The sequence below is a fragment of the Collinsella aerofaciens genome, assembly GCF_028207065.1.
GTDB lineage: Bacteria > Actinomycetota > Coriobacteriia > Coriobacteriales > Coriobacteriaceae > Collinsella > Collinsella aerofaciens_AR.
On sequence record NZ_JAQLFP010000010.1, the window covers coordinates 1 to 21,864 of the forward strand.

Annotated in this window: 16 protein-coding genes and 1 tRNA gene; 5 read left to right on the forward strand and 12 right to left on the reverse strand. The window is 60.2% G+C overall.

The window, feature by feature from the left end; genetic code table 11:
- Positions 1-384: 384 nt before the first annotated feature.
- Positions 385-1,458, forward strand: a complete 1,074-nt coding sequence (locus tag PMX72_RS04200) for a PDDEXK family nuclease (RefSeq protein WP_271746172.1) — start codon at positions 385-387, stop codon at positions 1,456-1,458.
- Here PMX72_RS04200 and PMX72_RS04205 read toward each other — a convergent pair.
- From PMX72_RS04205 to pheS, 6 genes are all read right to left on the reverse strand, one after another.
- Positions 1,455-2,303, reverse strand: a complete 849-nt coding sequence (locus PMX72_RS04205) for a hypothetical protein (RefSeq protein WP_271728814.1) — start codon at positions 2,301-2,303, stop codon at positions 1,455-1,457. The two genes, PMX72_RS04200 and PMX72_RS04205, sit on opposite strands and share 4 nt — an antisense overlap.
- A 79-nt stretch (positions 2,304-2,382) precedes the next feature.
- Positions 2,383-3,150: an energy-coupling factor ABC transporter ATP-binding protein gene (locus PMX72_RS04210; RefSeq protein WP_233539880.1), complete on the reverse strand. Its 768-nt coding sequence runs from the start codon at positions 3,148-3,150 to the stop codon at positions 2,383-2,385.
- A gap of 46 nt (positions 3,151-3,196) precedes the next feature.
- Positions 3,197-4,033 carry an energy-coupling factor transporter transmembrane component T family protein gene (locus tag PMX72_RS04215; RefSeq protein ID WP_271728815.1) on the reverse strand — a complete coding sequence of 279 codons (837 nt, stop codon included), beginning with the start codon at positions 4,031-4,033 and terminating at the stop codon, positions 3,197-3,199.
- Positions 4,011-5,093: a cobalt transporter CbiM gene (gene cbiM, locus PMX72_RS04220; RefSeq protein WP_117563716.1), complete on the reverse strand. Its 1,083-nt coding sequence runs from the start codon at positions 5,091-5,093 to the stop codon at positions 4,011-4,013. The genes PMX72_RS04215 and cbiM overlap by 23 nt, the downstream gene beginning before the upstream one ends.
- A gap of 244 nt (positions 5,094-5,337) precedes the next feature.
- The gene (pheT, locus tag PMX72_RS04225; protein ID WP_271728816.1) at positions 5,338-7,791 is read right to left on the reverse strand and encodes a phenylalanine--tRNA ligase subunit beta; all 2,454 of its coding nucleotides are present in this window, start codon (positions 7,789-7,791) and stop codon (positions 5,338-5,340) included.
- 184 nt (positions 7,792-7,975) lie between these two features.
- Positions 7,976-9,052, reverse strand: a complete 1,077-nt coding sequence (gene pheS / locus PMX72_RS04230) for a phenylalanine--tRNA ligase subunit alpha (RefSeq protein WP_055250566.1) — start codon at positions 9,050-9,052, stop codon at positions 7,976-7,978.
- Positions 9,053-9,557: 505 nt separating this feature from the next.
- Here pheS and PMX72_RS04235 point away from each other — a divergent pair.
- Positions 9,558-11,132 (forward strand): carboxypeptidase M32, encoded by a 1,575-nt coding sequence (locus tag PMX72_RS04235; RefSeq protein WP_271728818.1) that lies wholly within the window; start codon positions 9,558-9,560, stop codon positions 11,130-11,132.
- 205 nt (positions 11,133-11,337) lie between these two features.
- On the opposite strand, the gene glmM is transcribed toward PMX72_RS04235, so the two are convergent.
- From glmM to PMX72_RS04250, 3 genes are all read right to left on the reverse strand, one after another.
- Positions 11,338-12,669 (reverse strand): phosphoglucosamine mutase, encoded by a 1,332-nt coding sequence (glmM, locus tag PMX72_RS04240; protein WP_271728820.1) that lies wholly within the window; start codon positions 12,667-12,669, stop codon positions 11,338-11,340.
- Between the two features lie 83 nt (positions 12,670-12,752).
- Positions 12,753-15,065, reverse strand: a complete 2,313-nt coding sequence (locus PMX72_RS04245; protein WP_271728822.1) for a DUF4012 domain-containing protein — start codon at positions 15,063-15,065, stop codon at positions 12,753-12,755.
- A gap of 149 nt (positions 15,066-15,214) precedes the next feature.
- Positions 15,215-16,237: a DMT family transporter gene (locus PMX72_RS04250; protein ID WP_271728826.1), complete on the reverse strand. Its 1,023-nt coding sequence runs from the start codon at positions 16,235-16,237 to the stop codon at positions 15,215-15,217.
- A gap of 288 nt (positions 16,238-16,525) precedes the next feature.
- On the opposite strand from PMX72_RS04250, the gene PMX72_RS04255 reads away from it, so the two are divergent.
- Both PMX72_RS04255 and PMX72_RS04260 read left to right on the forward strand, forming a co-directional pair.
- A tRNA-Val gene (locus PMX72_RS04255) sits at positions 16,526-16,600 on the forward strand.
- A gap of 335 nt (positions 16,601-16,935) precedes the next feature.
- Complete coding sequence (locus PMX72_RS04260) at positions 16,936-17,622, forward strand: DUF5710 domain-containing protein (RefSeq protein ID WP_271728827.1); 687 nt, start codon at positions 16,936-16,938, stop codon at positions 17,620-17,622.
- A 319-nt stretch (positions 17,623-17,941) separates the two neighbouring features.
- On the opposite strand, the gene PMX72_RS04265 is transcribed toward PMX72_RS04260, so the two are convergent.
- Positions 17,942-18,511, reverse strand: a complete 570-nt coding sequence (locus tag PMX72_RS04265) for a hypothetical protein (RefSeq protein ID WP_271728828.1) — start codon at positions 18,509-18,511, stop codon at positions 17,942-17,944.
- 11 nt (positions 18,512-18,522) lie between these two features.
- Here PMX72_RS04265 and PMX72_RS04270 point away from each other — a divergent pair, with 11 nt between their 5' ends.
- Entirely contained in the window at positions 18,523-19,014 is a 492-nt protein-coding gene (locus tag PMX72_RS04270) for a hypothetical protein (RefSeq protein WP_225094183.1), read from the forward strand.
- Positions 19,015-19,114: 100 nt separating this feature from the next.
- Here PMX72_RS04270 and PMX72_RS04275 read toward each other — a convergent pair whose 3' ends face one another.
- Together PMX72_RS04275 and PMX72_RS04280 are read right to left on the reverse strand one after the other, a co-directional pair.
- A complete protein-coding gene (locus PMX72_RS04275; protein WP_271728829.1) occupies positions 19,115-20,581 on the reverse strand; it encodes an ATP-binding protein in 1,467 nt (488 codons plus the stop codon).
- A gap of 430 nt (positions 20,582-21,011) precedes the next feature.
- Positions 21,012-21,659, reverse strand: a complete 648-nt coding sequence (locus tag PMX72_RS04280; RefSeq protein WP_271728830.1) for a PTS system mannose/fructose/sorbose family transporter subunit IID — start codon at positions 21,657-21,659, stop codon at positions 21,012-21,014.
- Between the last annotated feature and the right edge of the window lie 205 nt (positions 21,660-21,864).

Here is a 21,864-nt window from a genome sequence, read left to right on the forward strand (position 1 = left end):
GGAAGGCTTCGCCTTCCGGGCCCTTTTTCTGTGTCAATGCCGGCACACGGCAAAACACGCACCCATTTCTTTACCAAAAGCGCGAAATCCACCTTTCGAGGCCCAAAAATAAAGTCCCAAGCGCTAAAAGTGTTCGCCCGATGGCGAAACCACACCTTACCCGACGCTGCTAAATCGTTTTAGCAAGAGCTAGATCGACCGCGTTTTCGGAAGTATGCGGCAAATTCTGAGACCTCCGAGCACACCCCGTTTTTTCGCAACAAAATGCCTGATAAACTGGCCTCAAAAGCCAGGTCTGCTCACAGGGTTCAGATTTTGCCGCATACTTCCGAATTGACGCTGGCATCGCACGGTCCAAAAGCACATTTCGACCAGGAGGATATCATGGACCTGACGCTATGCGGTCAATCCGCTTTTTACTATCACCGTATCCCGCCGCAGGTATTAGGGCTTTACCCCGCCATTAGCCTTGGCAATATGGATCGCAGATGTTGCGGCCTCGGAAGTCATGCAGTTGTAAAAGACCTGCTTCATGCACCGCTTCACAGGCTTGTATTCACTCGAGCACAATCCGGGTCGCGAAGCCTGTTTAAATCGCACCTCCTGACCCAAGAGCCGCCTCCCGGGTCGTTTAGGCAAACTGAACATGGATTTGATGTCACGTCGCCCGAGTTTACGCTGCTCAGCCTTGCTACGCAGGTCTCACGCAACCAGTTACTCATGGCTTGCTACGAGATGTGCGGCTCCTTTGCAGTGTTTACGCCCTGCGAGCGAACGCAACAACAACTCGATGAAGCCATTTCGCTTAAGCTCATTCCACCCAACTGCGGTTGGGAGCGTGTTGTCGACACCAAGGGCAATGACACCAATTTGTGGAAGCGCCCGCCGCTCCTCAGCGCGGCGGATATCGCCGCGTTCGCCAAGCAGGCTGCAGGCCTGCGCGGCGTTAAACAACTGCGCTGGGCGGCCGAGCACATGACGGGGCAGACCGCCTCGCCCTTCGAAGTACAGACCTCCATACTTGTCTCGCTCCCCCGCAACGAGGGCGGCATGGGTATCAACATCGCAAACAACGTGCGCATCCCACTCAGCGACGCCGCGCGCTCACTGTATGACAAAACCTGCTGCTACGCCGATATCCTCATCGAGAGCAACACCGACAGCATGGGCGTCATCTTGGAATGCCAAGGCCGCTCCGCCCACGATGGCGAAGCCGCAAGTCTCTCCGATGCCGAGCGCACCACCGCCCTCACAAGCATGGGCTATGACGTTATCCAGATAACCTATGAGCAAATCAAAGACACGAAGAGCTTTAACAACATCGCCGAACTCATCCATAAAAAGGCAGGGCTCCCCTACATCCCAAAGACCGATCAGGAACGCACCACCGAAGATGCCCTGCGGCGGGAGCTATTGGTCGATTGGGATGAGCTGTTCGCCGTCAAGCCGGCCAGCTAGCAGCTAGCGATCAGGGGGACTGTGGGAACGTCAGAAGCAGCAACGCGAGTCGCAAAGCCCACCTCGGTCAGCTCGATGACCTCGTTAAACGTTGCATCGAAAAACTCCTCAGTTAGCAGGCGGTATGGCGGATGATCGGGCTCACCGGGGTTTTCGCGCACAATCTCGTGCATAACGCCGATGGTCTTGAGCACATACTCCTTATGGATGGGATACTGCCCAAAACGCGTCGCCGCAGTATACAGACGATCGGTCGCACGCGGGATGGAAACAATGCCGAGCGTCTTACCAAACCAGTCAAAGTCACCTTGCTTTTTAATGCGGAATTCCTCGCACGGCTTGCCGCCGTGCGCCTCCAGGTACTGATTCACGCGCGTATTCCATACGGTATCGGCCACCAGATGTGACCAGACGCCCAGCGTTAAATCGAGCAACGACTGCGCCACATCTTCGGACGCAAGCGAGAACTCACAGGCGCCGGGACCGACAACCGGCTCGGCATCCCTGTAGCGCTGGGGATAGTGCACGCGATTCAGTCGCTCGCGTTCCTCGATAATCGAGGTCGCCGCGGCCGGAGCACCGGTGGGCAAACTTTTAAGCAACGGTGCCACATAGGTATCCCAGAACTCATGCTCACGAGGCTTAGGGATAGGCTCGGGCTTGGCAAAGTGCGTAATGCGGTACGGGATGGGATCGGCAATGCCGGGAACCATATAGCCCACAAAAATGTCCGGAACCACGCAGCCAAACAAAAAGGCATTGCGGTCGCGCACGCTATTGGCTAGCGCACCGGTGCGCTCCAGCAAACGCTCCGTCTGAGCGATATGAATGTTCCAGCTTGGCATAGCCACCCCCATAAAAACCTGGATAACTATACCATCACGGCAAAGCCGCGCGGGCGGCTACGCACGCTCTACGCAGCAACTATTCCGCAGCACCGCTCTCGGTTCCATACGACGACACCGGCGCCTCGACCACATGGTGATATCGATCGATATAGATGGCGCGGGCACCCAGGCGCCGCACCAAATCCTGATGATGCGTACTCATCAAAACCGTCTTACCGGCAGCAACGTAGGCCAGCAAAAAGTTGACTACGATGTCGCACGAGTCCTCATCGAGCCCGTTGGTGGGCTCATCGAGCACTAGGATATCGGGGTTCATCGATACGACCGCCGCCAGCGCAACGCGCTTCTTTTGCCCGCCCGAAAGCTGATAGGGCGAGGCATCGACCAGATCGGCAACCTGGAACAGCTCCATGGCATCGCGGACGCGGCGCTCGAGCTCGTCTGTCGGCAGCCCCATCTGCGCGGGACCAAAAGCAACTTCCTCGCCCACCGTGGCACAGAACAGCTGGGCGTCGGCATTCTGGAACACAAAGCCCACGCGCTGATGAAAACGCTGAGCGGCTGCGGAATCCTTGAGATATGCCGCATCGACCACGCGCCCATCGAACAGGTACGCACCCGCGTCCGTAAGCTCAAGGCCGTTAATAAGGCGCATGATCGTCGTCTTGCCACAACCGTTAGGACCAAGCAGGGCAACGAGTTCACCACGATCGACCTGCAGCGAAACGCCGTCGACCACCGTATGCCCCGTATATGAGAACACCACGTTGCGCAGCTCGATGAGCGGCGCGGCCTCGCCGCCCGCACCGTTCGTGCCCGCCGCACTATTCATATCGATCGTCAAAACGTCGCCCTTCCCTATTTGCATCCCCAGCAAGAACCAGCAGCGCCTACAGCACGGCGCACAACACTGCCAGCAGTGCCACGCCGGCCGCATAGACCGCATCGCGCCAGCCAAACCCGGCGCGCGCGGGCGCCGGATACGCACCGGCAAAGCCGCGGCAAAGCATAGCCTCGTCCATCGCGTGGCTACATTCCATCGCCTTGATAAACGTCATGCCCATGATACCCGCGATCGAATCGGTACGCGAAAAACCCGCAGGCGCACGACCCACACTGCGCAGCATGACCGATTCGGTCAGATCGTGCGCCGTGCGTCCCAGCACCTCGATGTGCTTGAGCGCCATATCAAACGTAAAGATGACCTCGTCGGGCAGCTGTAGCGTCTTGAGCGCCGCCGACATGCGGCTCCAGGTGAGCGTCCACGAAACGCCCAGCACGAACGACACGTTAATGAACGTCTTGAGCGCGATCTTGAGCATGGCGCCCGCGGCAGAAGCGCCCAGCAGCAGGGCAGGCAGTGCCAGAACCACCGCAAGCCCCGTGGCGCCGAGCGCCGGTACAAAGGTCGCACGCAGCCCGCGTACGGGGCGCACGGCAACGAGCACCAGCGCGATGGCCGCCATCAACATGAGGTACAGCGGGCTCTGCGTCAGACACACGCACAGGACGCAAACGAACATCCCCACCAGGCGCACCGGAGCCGAAACGCAAGAAAGGGCGCGGTCGACCATCGACCCGCCCTCGTGCGCGCCTCCACCCAGGCGAACCCGCTCAAGCAGGCTCGCCAGGTGCAGGACATTCTTTTGCATCACACGATGCCGAGCCCCCGCGGGCTCGTAACGCTCCTCGGCCGCAAGCCAACTAGGCAGCTCGGCTATTGCCATGAGCACCGCTTTCCTTGACCGTCAGCGAGACCAGGCGGAATGTGATGGTGAGCACCGCCACGCCAATCACGCCCGAAAGAATATACATCGCAGCCTGGCCGGCAAAGCCAAGGCCCTGCTCCTCGGAATAGGCCTGCAGGTAATCACCCGTAGGTAGAGCGTCGGCAAAGGTCGGGGTATCGAGGCCGACCGAAGCCTGCAGGCTGTCGTCGCCAGCCTCCTGAACGGCGGTCGCGGCGCCCTCGGCGTCCCACTCACCCCAGGCGTCACCGGTGGCGAGCAAGCCGAGCGGCGTAGCCACGACAAGCACGGCGACCAGAATGAGCGTGGGAATCAGGGAAGTCTTCTTGGCGGTACCATCGGCGGCAAGCTGGCCATCGGCGGCTTCGGGGCCGACGATAATGCTCGGCGCCGTCTTCTTAATGAAGCCGTAGATGGCGGCCGTCGCCACGCCCTCGATCACGCCGGCAACCAGCATATGCGGGATCAACATGGCCGGAATAGCCACGGACAGCGGGAAGGGGCAGTACAGAGGGGCGCCCGAAGCGTTGGTGAAGAGCATCGGCTGAATACCAAACTCGATTGCCGCGCACAGGGCCGCCAGGCACAGGCCGACCCAACCGCTCACGATGGCAGAAACCGAGGTGCCCCAGCTCTTGTCGTGCAGACGGCTGTTGAGCGCACGGAACACGATAGCAGCGACAAACGGCAGCACAAAGGCCATGTTAAAGCAGTTGGCGCCAAACGACAGAACGCCGCCGTCGCCAAACAGCAGCGCCTGCAGCGCCAGCGCGACCGAGACAGCGATAGCCGCGGCCTCGGGGCCCAGCAGCAGCGCGATGAGTGCGCCGCCGACGGCGTGACCAGTGGTGCCGCCGGGCAGCGGCACGTTGAACATCATGAGCAAAAAGGAGAACGCAGCGCAAATACCCAGAAAGGCCATATGCTCGCGATCGAGCGTGGCGCGCACTTTCTTGATGCAGTGAACCCATACGGGCACCATCGCCACCGCCATAACGGCATCGGTCTGCGGGGACAGGTAGTTATCTGGAATGTGCATATACGCCTCCCGGTTGCCGGCACATGGGATTGCAGCGCCGCTTGAACCATTTCATCAGTGTTACGAGCTAGATGATTCGTAACACGCCGCAGGCTATGATAGCAAAACGGCGCGCCGCCACAAAAGCAGCACGCCGTTATGTAATGCGCATGTCATATATGCAGGCTCAGCGATGCGTTATACCGAGCATAGCAGTCACGCAGGATCGGCAGCAGCCACCGCTGACCTATACCCATCGCAAGCCCTAGCCGCGGACCTCGCCGTTTACGCCTTTGCATACCTTGGTGACAATCTTCTGGTGCGCTTTCTCGACCTCTTCGCTGGTGAGCGTGTGGTCGTCGGAGCGATACGTAAGCGCAAAGGCCATGGACTTTTTGCCCGCTCCGATGCGGATGGGATCGCGGTAGACGTCGAACAGGCGCACGCCCTCGAGCAACTTACCGCCGGCGCTCGTAATGCGGCGCTCAAGATCCTCACAGGTCACGGCATTGTCGACCACAATGGCAAGGTCGTGCTCAACGGCCGGGTACTGCGAGAACTCGCGATAGTTCTCCTGGTTGCGGGCGCCCTTGATCAGCTTGTCCAAGTCGAGCTCAAAGGCAACGACGACCTCATCGATGCCCATCGCTTCGCGCGCCTCGGGGTGAATCTCGCCGACCCAGCCCAGCACGGTTCCGCCGGACAGAACCTCGGCCGCACGACCCGGCTGCAAGAAAGCGTAGCCCTCGCCCTCGACGGGACGGAAGCGAACCTTCTCGATGCGCAGCTGGGCGAGCAGCTCCTCGACAATGCCCTTGCCAAAGAAGAAGCGCAGCTTACGGTACTTCATGTTCCAGGACTGCTCGCTCCACTGGCCCGAGAGCACACCCGCCACGGACTTGGTCTCCTTGGGCAGGCTGGCGTTCTCGCGACCGTGGAACAGGCTGCCGACCTCGTACAGGTGCACGTTGGGCGTACCGTGCGCCTCGTTGTAGGCCACGGACTGCAGCAGGCCCGGCAGCAGCGAACGACGCATCTCGGTCTGCTCGGCCACCAGCGGGTTCATGAGCACCACGGGGCAACCGCGGCCCTCGGTGGACATACCGATCTTCTCCAGGTCGCCCGGGGCGGCAAAGCCAAAAGTCGTGGTCTCGTTGAGGCCGCAGGCGCGCAGGATCTCACCGACCTTACGGGTGAGCTTCTGCTCGCGGGTCAGGCCGCCGATGTGGTTCTTGGCAGCCGGGATGGTCGCCGTCACGCGGCCCATGCCCCACAGGCGCAGGACCTCCTCGATCAGATCGATCTCGCGCGGCAGGTCGGGGCGGAAGCTCGGCGGAGTGACCATAAAGTCCTCGCCGTCACGCTCGACGGTGCAGCCCAGGCGGGTGAGCGAACGCTCGATAAAGTCGGGCTCGATGTCGGCACCGCAGATGGCGTGCACGCGGGCCAGGCGCAGCTTGATGCTGTCGATGGTCTTGGGCGCGGGGAAAACGTCGACATAGCCGGGAGCAACCTCGCCGCCGGCGATCTCCTCGATGAGCGCGCAGGTAACGTTGGCGACATCCACGCAGCCGGTCTCGTCGACCTGGCGCTCAAAGCGAATGGAGGCGTCGGAGATCAGCGACAGATCGCGGCTGGTGTGCGAGGTGCGGCCGGCGTTAAAGCAGGCGCTCTCGACCATCACGTCGACGGTGTCGTCCTCGATCTCGGAATCCATGCCGCCCATAACGCCGGCCAGCGCCACGGGGCGCTCGCCGTCGGTGATGAGGCCCATGCCGGCGTCGAGCACGCGCTCCTCGCCATCGAGCGTCGTAAACTTCTCGTCCTGCTGGGCGGCGCGAACCACCACGCGGCGGTGGCCGTCGCGCTCGGCAAAGGTAGACAGGTCAAAGGCATGCAGCGGCTGACCGGTGAGCATCATCACGTAGTTGGTGATGTCGACGATGTTGTTGTGCGGGCGCACGCCCAGGGCGTTGAGGCGCTTGACCATCCAGTCGGGCGACGGGCCGACCTTCACGTTACGCACGATGCGGGCGACGTAGCGGTCGCACAGGCCCTCGTCGGCGATCTCGACGGAAAGCTCGTCGTCGGTCGCGCGGCCGGTCTCCGCCTTGATGGCGGGCAGCTCAACGTGGAAATCGCGGTCGAAGATGGCGCCGGTCTCGCGGGCCATGCCGATCATGGACAGGCAATCGGGACGGTTGGGCGTGATCTCGCAGTCGAGCACGGTGTCGCTCGAGCCCACATACTCGGCAAACGGCATGCCGCAGGGCGTATCCTCGGGCAGGATCATGATGCCGGAGTGGTCGCCGCCCAGGCCGAGCTCGCGTGCGGAGCAGTTCATGCCCATGGACACGACGCCGCGAAGCTTGCTCTTCTTGATCTTGACGTCGCCGGGCAGAACTGCGCCGATCATGGCCGTGACGATGTGGTCGCCGGCCTCGAAGTTCTGCGCGCCGCAGACGATCTGCAGCGGAGCGGGATTGCCGTCAGCGTCGAGGTTCTTGTCACCCACGTCGACCGAGCACACATACATATGGTCGCTATCGGGGTGCGGGGTCTTGGTGAGCACCTTGGAGGTCACCACGTGGTCGAAGGATTCTCCCACGGTGTCAATCGCCTCGACCTCGGTGCCGGTACGGATATATTCGTCCGAAAGAGTCTTGGGATCCTCCGGAATATCGATCATGGTCTTGAGCCAGTCGTAAGAAACACGCATCTAGCTCTCCTTTCATACTGAAAGCCTGCGAAGAGATGCAGGTGGAAACTTCAACTTTGTGAACATTCCTTACAAAGCGAGGGTTGTCCAAGTGCGGCAGATCGGCCCGAAAGAGGAGTGCCGCGTACTTTGGTACGCAAGCGACGAATGAGCGCCGAGGTGCCGTGCTTGGGCAAGCCGCAGCCTAGAACTGATTCAAGAAACGCATATCGCCTGTCATGAGCGTTCTGAGGTCCGGCAGGTCGTAGCGCAGGGCCGCGACGCGCTCGGCGCCAATGCCAAAGGCGAAGCCGGTATACTTCTCGGGGTCGATGCCACAGTTGATAAGAACGTTGGGGTCGACCATGCCGCAGCCCAGGATCTCGATCCAGCCGCTGTGCTTGCAGAAGTTGCAGCCCTTGCCGCCGCAGACGTGGCAGCTCACGTCCACCTCGCAGCTGGGCTCGGTGAAGGGGAAGAAGTGCGGGCGGTAACGCGTCTTGCGATCCTCGCCAAACATGCACTTAACAAAGTAGTCGAGCGTGCCCTTAAGATCGCCAAAGGTGATGCCCTCGTCGACGACCAGGCCCTCGATCTGGTTGAACTGCGGCAGGTGGCAAGCGTCGGCTGTATCGGGACGGTAAACGGTGCCCGGGCAGATCATGTAGATGGGCGGCTTTTGCGACTCCATGGTGTGGATCTGCACGCCCGAGGTCTGGGTGCGCAGGAGCACGTCGGACTCGCCATGGGCGTGGGCCTCGGGGTGCGCGACGCTGCCGGGGTTGTTGTCGACCACGTAGAAGGTATCGCGGGCCGAGCGGCTCGGGTGATCCATGGGGGCGTTGAGCGCGGTGAAGTTGTAGTAGGAGGTGTCGACCATGGGGCCGGACTCGACGGTGTAGCCGATGCCGCAGAAGATGTCCTCGGCCTCCTCGATAATCTGCTTGATCAGGTGTTGGTGGCCGATCTGCGGACGGATGCCCGGCAGCGTGATGTCGACGGCGTCGTGCTCCAGTGCGCGCTTGAGGGCGGCGGCCTTCATCTCGGTGTTGCGCTCGTCGAGCATGCCCTCAATCAGCTGGCGCATCTCGTTGGCGCGCTTGCCCATGACGGGGCGATCCTCGGGGGCGAGCTTGCCCATCATGCGCATCAGGCCGGTGATGCGGCCCTTGCGACCGAGCAGCTCAACGCGCGCAGCCTCGAGCTTGGCGGCGTCGTCGGCGCCTGCGACGAGCTCCTTGGCCTCTTCCTCGAGTTTGACCAGATCATCAATCAGACTCATGTCTTCCCTTTCGTCTCTCGCGCTCCCCGCTCGCCGGGACGACTGCCGCCGCCTGGCGTTGTGAAAACGCGGCCCGGTTCGGTAACAAAAAACCGCCCTCGGGCATGTACATTGCCCAAGGACGGTTGAATTCCGCGGTACCACCTTGTTTGACGCGGCGGATGTCTGGCCCGCCGTGCCCACTCTGCGCCCCTTATCGCGAGGCTCACGGCTTCCCTACTGGGGACATCGCCGCCGCTGGCCGCGTGCCCGTTGAGGTCGCTGCTCGGGAGTGAACGCTTGGCCCTTGTCACCGCAGGAAGGCTTGCAGCCCATGACCTTCCCTCTCTTGCCGGCGACGCGGCGGGCAAAACCCTCTCCGTCAACGCATTGGGCTACAGGATACCACATTGTGTGGGCGTATCGCCGCGTTCCGTTTTGTTCGTGCTGGGTACAAGGCAGGTAGCTGTGCAAACTGGCCGCGCCGCCGCGTGCGACGGGCGACCTGCGAGATCAAGGATATGGTATGGGAAAGAACAAGGATAAGATGGCCAAGCCCGCAGCGGATAAGACGCCCAAAGGCATGAAGGTCGATAAGGCCGTCAAAAAATTCCGCAAGCTCGAGGGCAAGCTGTGGACCCGCGAGTACCTGCTCAAGATTGCCGAGTTTGACGGCGCGACCATTGCTCCCGCCAACGGCGCTGCGGCGCGCGCCGATGCTATGGGCACGCTTGCCGGCGAGCATCACAAGCTGCTGACCAGTGAGAAGTCCGTTGAGCTCGTACGCTCGCTGGCACGCGAGACCGTCGCCGGTGGCAAGATCGACGACCCGCAGCTGCTCGACGAGATTCGCGTACTCGGCCGCGACCAGCGCGAGGCAAGCGTCATCCCCACCGAGGAAGCCGAGGCCTGCACCAGGCTCACCTGCGAGGCCGACGCCGTGTGGCACAAGGCCAAGACGGCCAATGACTGGGCGAGCTTTGAGCCCTATGTGGATAGAATCGTCGCCCAACTTAAGCATCAGGCCGAGCTCATGGACCCCAAGCGCGACCCATACGATGTTTGGCTCGACCAGTACGAGCGCGGCCTTTCCGCCAAGAGCTTCGACGCGTTTTGCGATGAGGTCAAGGCGACGGTCGTGCCGCTCGTGCACGCCATCGGCGAGCGCGGCCAGCAGCCGGCTGCCGACTTTTTGCACGCCCGCGTGCCAGAGGCCGCCCAGCGTGTCATGAGCTTCGACCTTATGAAGCTTGTCGGCCTGGACCTAGACGACACCACGCTTGCCTTTACCGAGCACCCGTTTAGCGAGGGCTTTTCCGTGGGTGACGCGCGCATCGCGACGCACATCTACGAGGACGACTGCATCTCCAACGTCTACAGCATCATCCACGAGGCCGGACACGCCGCCTACGAGCTGGGCGTGAACCCCGCCTACGCGCGCACCTGCCTGGAGGGCGGCACCTCCATGGGCATCCACGAGAGCCAGAGCCGCTTCTTTGAGAACACCGTGGGCCGCAGCCGCGCCTTTATGGGACCGCTGCTCGAAGTGCTGCGCCGCCACGCGCCCGAGGTCTACGGTAGCGTGGACGAGGATACGCTCTACCGCGCCGTGAACATCGCGCAGCCGTCGCTGATCCGCACCGAGGCGGACGAGCTCACCTACCCACTGCATATTATGGTGCGCTACCAGATCGAGCGCATGCTGTTTGCCGGCGAGGCCACGGCCAAGGACATCCCCGCGCTTTGGAATCGTTTTATGGACGAGTATCTGGGCATTCCCGTTCCCGACGACACGCGCGGCTGTCTGCAGGATACGCACTGGAGCGGCGGCTCGTTTGGCTACTTCCCCACGTATGCACTGGGTAGCGCCTACGACGCCATGTTTGTGCCGGCCATGTGCCGCGACGGTGTCGACCTCAACGGCGCCTGTGCGAGCGGCGACTTGGCACCCGTCCGCGCGTGGCTGGGCGAGCACATTTGGCAGTGGGGCCGCGCCAAGGACGCGCCGGAGCTCATCAAGGGCGCATGCGGCATGGCGTTCGATGCCCGCTACTACTGCAGCTACCTGCAGGACAAGTTCACCACGCTGTACGAGCTGTAAGGATTGACCAGCACGCCATCGCCAACGCCAACCATGTTGACGCCGATGTCTTGGCAACGTCAGCGAAAACGGCCCCAAGCGAGCAAGGTGACGTGAAATGAAAGGGCGCTGACCTTCTGGTCGCGCCCTTGAAATTGAACGTCAGATTGCCGCTTAGGGGCGTTTGCAGCGTCGAGCAGTTACGCGGTTTGGTAAAACCGCGTAACTACAGAGCCTCGAGTGCGTTGGCGATGCGCTTCATGGCGGCATCGGCGGATACTTGGTCGGGCGCCTCGGCCAGCACGCGGATAACCGACTCGGTTCCGCTCTTGCGTACGAGCACGCGGCCCTCGCCTGCCAGCGCAGCCTCGGCCTCGGCGATGGCGTTCTGCACGCCCATGTTCTCGAGCGCGGCGTCCTTGTCCGCCACGCGCACGGCCACCTGCGCCTGCGGTAGCAGCTTGCACGGAGCCGTGAGCTGCGAGAGCGTCTCGCGCTCGGCGCGGATCACTTCCATCACGCGCAGCGAGGTCATAATGCCGTCGCCCGTGCGCTCGATATCGCCAAAGATCGTATGGCCCGTCTGCTCGCCGCCTAGGCTGTAACCGCCCTCGCGCATCTTGGCATACACGTGACGGTCGCCCACACCGCTGGTCACGGCACTTAGGCCGGCAAGCTCCAACGACTTGATCAGGCCAAAGTTGCTGGCAATCGTCGGAACCACGGTACCGCCCGAAAGGCGACCGTGCTTGTTCAGATACACGCCGCACACGTACAGGATCTGGTCGCCGTCTACCACGCGACCGCGCTCATCCACGGCAAGGCAGCGGTCGGCATCGCCATCGTAGGCAAAGCCCACGTCCAGGCCCTGCTCCACCACGTGGCGCTGCAGGCGCTCCATATGCGTGGAGCCGCAGTCGACGTTGATGTTAAAACCATCGGGCGCGGCGTTGATCACGCGCACGTCGGCACCGAGCGCGTCAAACACCGGCTTGGCCACCGAGGAAGCCGAGCCGTTGGCGCAGTCGATGCCGATCTTGACGCCCTGCAGCGAAAAGTTCGCGCTGGCGATGAGCGAGGCAATGTAGCGGTTGCGGCCCTGCATGTAGTCCACCGTGGCGCCGATGTAGTTGCCCGTGGCCAGCGGCACCTCGCTCTTGCCATCGATGTAGTCCTCGATGAGCTCCAGTACGTCCTCGTCCATCTTAAAACCATCGCTGTTGACGAGCTTAATGCCGTTATCGCAAAACGGGTTGTGGCTCGCGCTGATCATGATGCCGCAATCGAAGCAGCCTTCCACGGTCTGATGCGCTACGCCCGGCGTGGGGATCACGTGCAGCATATAGGCGTCCGCACCGCTCGCGACCAGGCCGCTCACCAGCGCCGCCTCGAACATATAACTCGAGCGACGCGTGTCCTTACCCACGATGACGCGCGCCTTGCGCTCGCGGTTGGCGCCGTAATACCAGCCCACAAAACGGCCAATCCTATAAGCGTGCTCTACCGTCAGCCCAACGTTAGCCTCACCGCGAAAGCCGTCGGTGCCAAAGTACTTCATGCGCTCTCCTTACAAAATAGGGGCAAACAGATTGCCTGTCCGCCCCAAAATGGTACTCGATTATCTGCGCTACCAGAAAAACCCTACGCCGACGCGCTGTCGCGAGCCGCCTGGCATGTAGGAGTCTGACGCAGCGTAAGCGGCTTGTCCCCCGCCTCGGCTGACGTGGTCAGCGTATATGTGATCGTCGTCGTCTCGCCAGCATGCAGGTCAACGGTGCCCGAATAGAAGGGGATTCCATGCCACGTAGCGGCGCCAAGACCAAACTGGGTGCCCTCGACGGTCAGATCAGTAATGTTGCCGCCCGTCGGGGCAAACAACGAGACATTCAGACGCTCGTCGTCGCGCGCGGCATCGGGCGCGCTCGCCGCGACGTAGTCGGGCAGCTTGCCGGCCTCCTCCTGCGTCATGATGTTCGTCAGGGTAACGGTGATGCGATACGAGCATGTGCCGTCACCGTTCTTGATGCCCTGGCCAATCTGCGTATCGGCATTCAGGTACCAGTCGAGCTTGGAGAAGCTCAGGTTGTTAAAGTAGACACCAGCAACGGGATCTTCACTCGGGTCATCCGGATCGGGCAGCGAGGCGTCGATGTTCATCTCCTTGATAGCGTTCTGCTCGTCATCGTTTTTCATCCACGCGATCAGGCGGCCCTCTTCGGCACCGCGCTCAACGGCGCTGACAAGCTTCGTAACATCGACATCGCCGATACCGCCAAGGATCTTGTCGAAGGCGGCGCTGGCAACAGCCGCAAAGATACCGTCCGACTCCTCGACCGGATAGTTCCAGTACACATCGTGCATGAGGACCTTTGCGGCGTTGGTGCCGTCGACAACCGTTCCGTCGGGCAGCGACACGTTACCGACCAGGCCCAGCAGATACTGCAGGAACACCGGGTCGATACCCACGACGCCGTCAACGTCCTGGCCATATTGAGATTTCCACAGCGCGGCGACACGCTGCGAGTTGCGGGGCCAATCAGGCGAATAGGTATTGCCCGAGTTGTACAGGTTACTGTGGTTGCCGAACAGCGCCTCATCCTCTTCGTCGACGCTCTCGACTGCCTCATCCTCGCTGAGTCCAATGCGGGGAACAAACTCGCCAATCGACATCTGGCCGTCGGTGACCGAAATCAGGCCCTGCGAACCGCCAAAGCCGCCGCAGGCACGAATCTCGACGTTGTTCATGGCGTACACAAGGTAGTTGCGCGTCTGACCGTTGGCGCCGAGCATCTGCGGAAGGACGGGGGCGACCTTCTCCGCCGCGTCAACCGCGCCGTTGAGGGTGGCAAAGCCGTCCTTGGCCTTATCGACCAGCTCGGTCACCTGGGAAATATGAGTATCGCCAATGCCCTGGATCTTCTCGTTGGCGCTCTTGAACACCTTCGAGCTGCTGGAAAGCGAATCGGCGACCGCCTGCAGCGCGGACACGTTAATCATGCCGTCCTGAAACAGCTTGCCGGGCGTGGCCTGCGAAAGGTTATCGGCCATGGGAACCAGCGCATTGCTCGAGACATCGGACAGGGCGTCGATCATGGTGCGGGCCGCATTGATGTCGCTGCCATACACCGGGATAAACGAAGCCGCCGTCCACAGCGGGCTCGAGGTCTCTGCCTTCATGCTGTCGCAAAGCTCATCAATCTTCTTCGCGTCGTCAGGCAGCGTCGAAAAATCGCCCGACGTGACCTTGTCCTTAAGGCCACCGACAATCTCGACGGCCTCCTTCGCTTCACTCTTTACGGTCTTTGCCGAGTTAAGCAGCATAAAGCCGCTTGCGCCAAGCGCAACGAGAAGCACCGCGACTACAGCGGCAATAATGGCGCCGGTGTGACGCTTTTTGCGTTCGCCCTTGCGATGGCGATGACGGACCAGACCGTCAGAGGTCGAACTCGACGAAGCGTCGCCGCCATAGTTCAAGCCAAAATCGTAATAATCTTCCTTGGAACCCGAGCCCGCAAACTCGGCACCGCTATCATCCAGGCGGGCGAACGTGCCAGTCTCGGAGGCGCCGGTGTAAATCGTGCCAAGGTTACCCGTAAGCCCCGCGCCACCGGCAGAGGGAGTATTGTTGGCGGCCTTGCCGGCATTAACGTTGCCGGCGGCATTCGCGGCGTTGGTAGCACCTGCGTTGTTCGCGGGTACCGAAGGAGCCCCACTCGGCCGCGACGCGGAGATTGCACCGCCCGCAAAGACATTCCCTCTTGCACGGCCGGTCTTTTTTGCCTTTTGTGACTGCTCGTACAGAGCGGTAAACATCGCCGTCTCGCCCGGGGACACGCGCTTACCGGAACCGCCCTGTCCAGCGCCGCCCGGCGTGCCGGCCTTACCAGCCCCGTTCGGACGCGGCGGAACTGCAGGACGGCCGCTATCGCTGCCCTTAAAGTGATTACCAGCCATAAAGAAATCCTCGCAATTGAGTCGCAATGAAAAAGTCCATAACGTTACTAGTTTATGGCATTTTGAGCATCGACAGCTAAACTCCAGACACGGACATCAATTGGCGAAAATGCAGCACAACACCTTTTCTGTCTTGGCGGCGGCGCCAGCTACACCGTGAGGAACATCATCACGATGATCATGGCAAAGCCGATAAGGTCGGTCGGCAAAAACACCGTGCCCAGCATAACGGCGCTGGTGATGGTCGCCGAAACCGGCTCCACAGTTCCGATGAGGCTCGCACGCACCGAGCCGATGTCCTTAACGCCCTGCATATAGAGCATGTAAGCAAAAAACGAGCCGATAACCACGAATACCGCGAGCGCCTCGACGCCGGCAGCGTCGAGTGCCGGCATATGCGCCCAAGGCTGCACGAAGACGCACGAGACCACGCCCGCCGTGAGCATTGCCGAGCCCGTGACGATGGGGCTGCCGTATTCGGGCAGGATCTTGGCGGGAATCACCGCCATACACGTGGCGCTGACCGCACACATAAGACCTGCTGCCAGGCCAAGCGGCGAGATATTCAGGCTGGTGGGGTCGCCGCCGGTGGCGATTAAAAAGGTTCCACCCAGAGCCAGGCCAATGCCGATAACTTCGCGAGTACGCGGCATGCGGCGATCGGTCACGCAGGTGTAGCCCATGATGATAACGAGCTGCAGGCACTGGAGCACCGTCGCGGTTCCGGCGTTCGTCAGGCGCACGGCCGAAAGATAGCAAAACTGGTTGAACAGCAGACCAAAGGCGGTAAAGAGCAGCAGCTGCTTGCGATCGGCGGGTGTGGTCCAGAGCTTAATCAGGCGCTCGCGGTCGCGCGTAACAACCACGGCCATAAAGAGTAGACCGGCGAGAATCTGACGCACGCTCATAAGCCACAAGGTGTCGACGTGGTAGGTATCGAACAGAAAGCTCGCGCTGGTGCCCGAGAAGCCCCAAAACGAACCGCCCACCAGCGTAGCCAAGACGCCCGCGATCATCTTGCGCGTCGAAGCGCTGTTCAGGCGGTCGCGCCATGCGCGACGGGTGTTGCGGCTGAGCTCGTCGGTGCCCTCGGGCACATCAATGTTCGATATATCGGTCATCGGCACCGAAGCCCCTGCGCCTTCGACCTGCTCGACACACTCTTTGCTCATTCCACTCCCCCGAAACAGTCTGGAAGCAATTCGGCTTACCTTACCACGGCGAAGGCACCAGCCGAAGGCTTGTCCGCTTATCGGTAGGACAATTCCGCAGGCGTCTTTCCATGGCTCGATACCGCAATGGCCTTGCATTATGCGACAGCCAAATCGCGGCAGCAGGCTCTTTTGAAATGGATATGACAAAGCCCCGAATTCCACAATGTAAGCGATTTTTAAAAATGTTCTTGCCACCGAGTTCAGGCTCCGTTATATTATCCCTTGCGCGCTTGCGCACCCTTGATCGGGCGTTTAGCTCAGGGGGAGAGCGCTTCCCTGACACGGAAGAGGTCAGAAGTTCAAATCTTCTAACGCCCACCAAATGTTCGCAGCTCAGAGGCTATGTCCTCTGGGCTGTTTTGTTTTATGTCGCCAAATCCGCTGGCAGTTCCAACCGTCATCGCAACGTAGCATCAATTCACCTGACGAATGGCTGCCAAACAAATTCAATACCCCAACATCAACAATAGCCAGGCACAAAACTGCGCCGCAAGCTGCTCCAACCGCCCAACTGGTCAAAAGCCGACCATCTACTTGCCAATTTATCTAACGGCGTAACCAAGCAGTCCGCGCCGCAACTTCTCAACAAAACGCCGCGATGTCTGCGCCCTGCGGTATCCTTGAGCCGCTCGCACCTGCAGCACCAAGGAGCCGCCATGCGCACCGAGCTCGATGTCCCCTTTTCGCACAAAGAAGAAGCCAAGGCGCTGGGCGCCAAATGGGACCGGACCAAGAAGATCTGGTATGTACCCAGCGGCGTCAACCCCGAGCCCTTTGCCGAGTGGCTGCCCGGTGTTGACCGATCCGACCCCTCAGCGCCGTATATATATCTAGTACTGGGCAAGCGCGAGTGCTGGAAATGCCACGAAGAGACCTCGGTCGCGGCCTTCGGTATTCCCTATCGAACCGATGACGGCAAGGGCATCGCCATTGCGCACGCGCCCAACGAAGCCGGGCACATTACCATCGACACGGCCAATGCCAACGCGCTCGCCATTGTTCCCGCTCTTGGCTGCGTCCCGGGCGAGATCCGCGACTATCTTTCTAAACGCTGTGGCTACAAACCCGTAGGCGCACGAGCCTCCAAAGCCCCGTCGCTCGGCAACACGTGCACCAGTTGCGACGCGCTGCAAGGCAGCCACTATCTGTTCGAAGAACCCACGTCCCCGTTTGCCCTCACCGCCACCAACAAGCTGCCGGCACTGGAGTTTGTGCGTGTCGAAGTTGCCGGCGTCTTTGGCGTCCCGGCCACGCGCACCGACTTTGACCAGGCACTCTTTACTTGGGCACGCGACCATCACGCCGAGTTCCACAAGCAGCTCGGTGAGGGGATTTATTTGTAGGAACGGAGATGCCTTCACAGCCAGCTCCTCCGCATCACCCATCCCTCGTCGCCGGCGTCGTACACGATATCGAGGCCACAAACAGGGCATTTCTCCTGATACACCGGCATATGAACGCCTGTCCGTTTTCTCACTTCGTCGCTAAGTCTGTCGCGCGCATCGATGAACCGAATGTCGAGGCACGGTATTTGCGAGCCGCAGCAAGGACAGGAGACGACAAACGACCCGCAATCAACTTCTACGCTCGGAAACATTTTGTTGTCTATAAGGGCACACGGCAGTTTTCCGTACTTCCCCATCGCAATATCGCCTCGCCAGCTCACGCTCGCTCCCCTCTCGCTATACAAATCAGGAAGAGCATGCACCAGCAGGCGTGCGCGAAATTGCATCGCCGCGCGATCCGATCAAACAACACGATCGTAAAAGACCGCCAAAGCCAAATTTCGTCGTCGGTCGCACCCTGTCCGGCAAACTCAATATCGACGGGTATGTGCTTCAGATAACTCATGTCGGGCGCAAAACGAGGGTCCGGTCCGCCTTTATGAACAGGACCGTGCAGAACAAACCATCCGTTTTCGGGCTCGAACCGCTCAACAAACGCAAGGCCGAGCACCTTATAGCCCACCTCGGTTGCAAATATGACTCCGACTGGGACGCCACATTCCATGCAGTTGAGCATTTTACGGTTGTAATTCTGGTCTCGAAAACCAACGGTACCCGGCGCTTGAACCGAGTACTTAATGACCCACGTACCATCGTCCAAATAGAGCGGAGGCACATTGTTGATGCTCTCGGTTTGCCACTGGCGCACTTGTACCCCGCTACCCCACTCCCCTGTATACTGATGTAGCACGTGTTTCATCGGGGCTTGTTGGGCCTGGTTGTTCATGGGAGGGTCTTATGGCTGCTTCGAATCCGCCTAAGGGGAGTGTTTCTTCTTCGTCCATCAAGCCGGTTACGCGCAAAGCCGTGCGTTGCCAGCGCGAGGTCGCTTGGCTTGTCACGCAGGCGGCGGGCAGGCTTGTGGCGACCACTCAGGACGTCAATGCGCCTACGCCGAGCTTTGTGTTAGCGGCGGCGCTGGATTTTGTGCGCCAACTGGAGCTTGCCGCACAGGATGCCAGCGGCCACCTCGACTACCAGAATGTTATGGCGCCCGACCTGCAAACGTTCTGCCACATGGCCAAGTTGCCCGCCGCGCCCAATGCGCTTTCGGACGTAGGCTACATGTTTACGCTTTCGGGCGCGGACCTTATCCGTGACATCTATGCATACTGCAGTGAGCTCGCCGAGCGTCACGTCTTTGGCACGGCTGAAGTCAAACCGGGAAATGTCATCAAGCTGGTTCTTAGGCTGTTCTTGATGGACGGGTTCGGGGCCATGCCGGCGTAAGCCGAGTCTTTAGCATCACCGTCGACTGAGCAACAACCGCTTTACCTTAGTGGGCGCCAATTGAGGGTCAATTATTGGGTTGCCTCGTCCACTAACGCATTTATTCCACGCGCTCTGACAGTCGATATTTGCGGTTGCGGCTCGTCGCCGGCGCCGTGGGCTCAAGCTCGCCTTGAGCAATGAGCGCGTTGACGCGCGACCTAACCTGGGAAATTGTAAGCTCCGTGCGTTCTGCCAGCTCACGCGTCCCCAGCTCGCCGTAATGTTTGAGTGCCGTCACAATTAAGCCCCCGCCATGATCGACCGGCTCGATCTTTGAACGGTAAAGTACGACCTTGAACCGATCGAACCCCGGGCAGAACAGGGGCTCGGCCAGACCATGCGCGCGCATGGCATCGATCATCATCGGGATGCCCGAGCCATTGCCCTCAGCCGGCGAACCTGCGCCATCCGGAAGCAGGACAATCGACATAAGTTTCACGAGCGTCGCGTTACGGCATCGGGAGCTGTCGTCAAACAAGTTCTCGCGAGTCTTTCCCCCGTAAAGGCCGCCAGGATTCGTTACCTCGACACGATCGTCAAAGACGTCGACGGCAATCGATTGTCCACAGAACCGATCCCCGTATTCTCGATGGATTACGGCGTTGGCGATTGCCTCGCGCAGAACCTCCTCGGGAATCTCCAGCGAGTCGACACGCGAGACGCCTTGGACGGTCGAGATGCGGCGCAGGTTTTTGGCGACAGCTGCGACGGCATCCGAAATCATCTCGCCTAGGGTGCCCTCGCAGACTGTGCGGTCCATAAACCTTAGTGGCCCCGCAGCTCCCTTTTGAGTTCCCACGTGGACAGCCACATCAATGAAGAGCTTGGGATAGAACTGCTGAGGGTAAACGCCCGCGGCAAGGAGGCCGGCCTTGGTAACATTGCCCTGGAAGTCGAGGAAATTCAGACGCTCCATCTTTGTCTTCTTGTCCGCCGCACCGCGCATCGCTCGAGGCGTCAGCGAATAGGCACGCTCTATCGTGCGGTCGACCATCGACTCGTCGAGATCGCCCACACTCGTACCGGGCACCGCATCGCGATCGCTAGGACTCGTCCGTTCATATGACGACAGTGCCAAAACCTCGGTCGACGAAAGCGGGACATCTTTGTCATCGATGCGTTTGTAGCTGCCACCTTGAGCGCCCCGCTCTATGACATAACAAGGCTTGCTCGACGGGTCGAGCTCCTCAATCGTGATGACCAGAACCACGGTGCCCTGGAGCTCCACGCGTTCAATGGTGTATTTGGGCGGATTGGCCAGTTTTCCGCGACCGCCGGCATCACCCATGCCCGCTACGAATTGGTTGAGCACCTTCTCGGTCTCAAAGTTCTCAACCGGGACAAAGCCCGCGCGCTCGCTCACGCCGAGCACGATAATTCCGCCAGCAGTATTCGCGAATGCGCTAACTGTTTCCCATACGTCGCGGGAAAGCGTCGTGGCGCTCTCCTTGACCTCGACGTTAAGATCGTCCGAGCCCATGCGCCTTAAAGACTCGAGCAGACCGGTCAGCTCGTTTTCGTTCATCTGCATGTCCTTTCGCTCGGCCCGGCGGAGAATGCCACGAATAGATTTCCTTCGTCTCTCAGTTATCTCTCGTAATTATCTCTCATCTTACTGCTATCTCTCATATTAGAGATAATTGAGAGATGAAAGATAAGATGTCTGCCATCTGTTTCATGTAAACATGTTTTTGCTGATAGAACAATCAGTATTGAGACAATACCATGATTGCTTGTCTCTTTGCTGCTCAGTTATCTCTCATATTTATCTCTCGTCTTTCGGTTATCTCTCATATTAGTGACGAATGAGAGACGAGAGATGCGTGAGTGGTGCATGGGCGTGGATTATTGGACGGTCGGAAAATCCCTCAAATAAAAAACGGGGCCGGCCTTACGCCGAGCCCCGTTTTCAAACGGTCAGTTAGTTATCCAACGCGCGAGCATAGCAGTCAACATTACGCCGCTGCGAACACTCCCAAGCCCGTTCCGATAATGCAGATCGCAAAGATGCCCAAGATGATCCAAATGGTCTTGACGCCCTTTTTGTAGAGGGCGACGCAGGCAAAGGTTGCCAGCAAGGGCAGCAGACCGGGGAAGATCGAATCGAACAGATCCTGCAGGACAATCTCCGAACCACCCACGTCAAAGGTCAAAGCAGTGGACAGTGAGACCTGCGCCGCAATCATGGCGCCGATAACGGTCATTCCGAGGACACCGGCAGCATGCGTCATGCGAGACATAAGGTTGTTCTCTTCGGACTGCTGCAGGAACTTGGTTCCCAGGTCGTATCCCAGATGGGCTGCGACAATACGCGTTGCAAAGTTAATCACGGAGTAGAGAAGGAAGACGGAGACGGGAAGGGCGAGCGCGACGGCAGTTGCCGTGCCCGTACCCGTAATGACGGCAAACGCGCAGCCAAGCACGCCGGAGGCATAGACCTCGGGAGGAACCGCCGCGCCAACCATGATGGCGCCCATGAACATAGACTCCAAAGCAGCGCCGACGATAACTCCCTGCTGGACATCGCCAAGGATCAAGCCGACAAACAGGCTCGTAAACAGCGGACGACCAAGCATCGTAATGCCAAATGCTTGCTCGTCCATAGACGCCAAAATGCGACCAGCGCAACTAGGAGGTACTGGGCAACTATTCTGATTAACCCCAGAAACAAGCCTGCAGGCGAGACGTTCAGAACAGCTCGCCTGCAGGCAACAGCAGCAATTTGAAAGGATTAGTAGTTCATCTGGTGGTAGTAGCGACGCGTGGTGAGCGGGTGGTTGCGGACGTGCTCGAGATGGCAGCTCAGGC

Coding starts and splice junctions, on each gene's coding strand:
- PMX72_RS04200 (WP_271746172.1), top strand. CDS start 385: ATGGACCTGACGCTATGCGGTCAATCCGCTTTTTACTATCACCGTATC.
- PMX72_RS04205 (WP_271728814.1), bottom strand. CDS start 2,303: ATGCCAAGCTGGAACATTCATATCGCTCAGACGGAGCGTTTGCTGGAG.
- PMX72_RS04215 (WP_271728815.1), bottom strand. CDS start 4,033: ATGGCAATAGCCGAGCTGCCTAGTTGGCTTGCGGCCGAGGAGCGTTAC.
- cbiM (WP_117563716.1), bottom strand. CDS start 5,093: ATGCACATTCCAGATAACTACCTGTCCCCGCAGACCGATGCCGTTATG.
- pheT (WP_271728816.1), bottom strand. CDS start 7,791: ATGCGTGTTTCTTACGACTGGCTCAAGACCATGATCGATATTCCGGAG.
- pheS (WP_055250566.1), bottom strand. CDS start 9,052: ATGAGTCTGATTGATGATCTGGTCAAACTCGAGGAAGAGGCCAAGGAG.
- PMX72_RS04235 (WP_271728818.1), top strand. CDS start 9,558: ATGGGAAAGAACAAGGATAAGATGGCCAAGCCCGCAGCGGATAAGACG.
- glmM (WP_271728820.1), bottom strand. CDS start 12,669: ATGAAGTACTTTGGCACCGACGGCTTTCGCGGTGAGGCTAACGTTGGG.
- PMX72_RS04245 (WP_271728822.1), bottom strand. CDS start 15,065: ATGGCTGGTAATCACTTTAAGGGCAGCGATAGCGGCCGTCCTGCAGTT.
- PMX72_RS04250 (WP_271728826.1), bottom strand. CDS start 16,237: ATGAGCAAAGAGTGTGTCGAGCAGGTCGAAGGCGCAGGGGCTTCGGTG.
- PMX72_RS04260 (WP_271728827.1), top strand. CDS start 16,936: ATGCGCACCGAGCTCGATGTCCCCTTTTCGCACAAAGAAGAAGCCAAG.
- PMX72_RS04265 (WP_271728828.1), bottom strand. CDS start 18,511: ATGAACAACCAGGCCCAACAAGCCCCGATGAAACACGTGCTACATCAG.
- PMX72_RS04270 (WP_225094183.1), top strand. CDS start 18,523: ATGGCTGCTTCGAATCCGCCTAAGGGGAGTGTTTCTTCTTCGTCCATC.
- PMX72_RS04275 (WP_271728829.1), bottom strand. CDS start 20,581: ATGAACGAAAACGAGCTGACCGGTCTGCTCGAGTCTTTAAGGCGCATG.
- PMX72_RS04280 (WP_271728830.1), bottom strand. CDS start 21,659: ATGGACGAGCAAGCATTTGGCATTACGATGCTTGGTCGTCCGCTGTTT.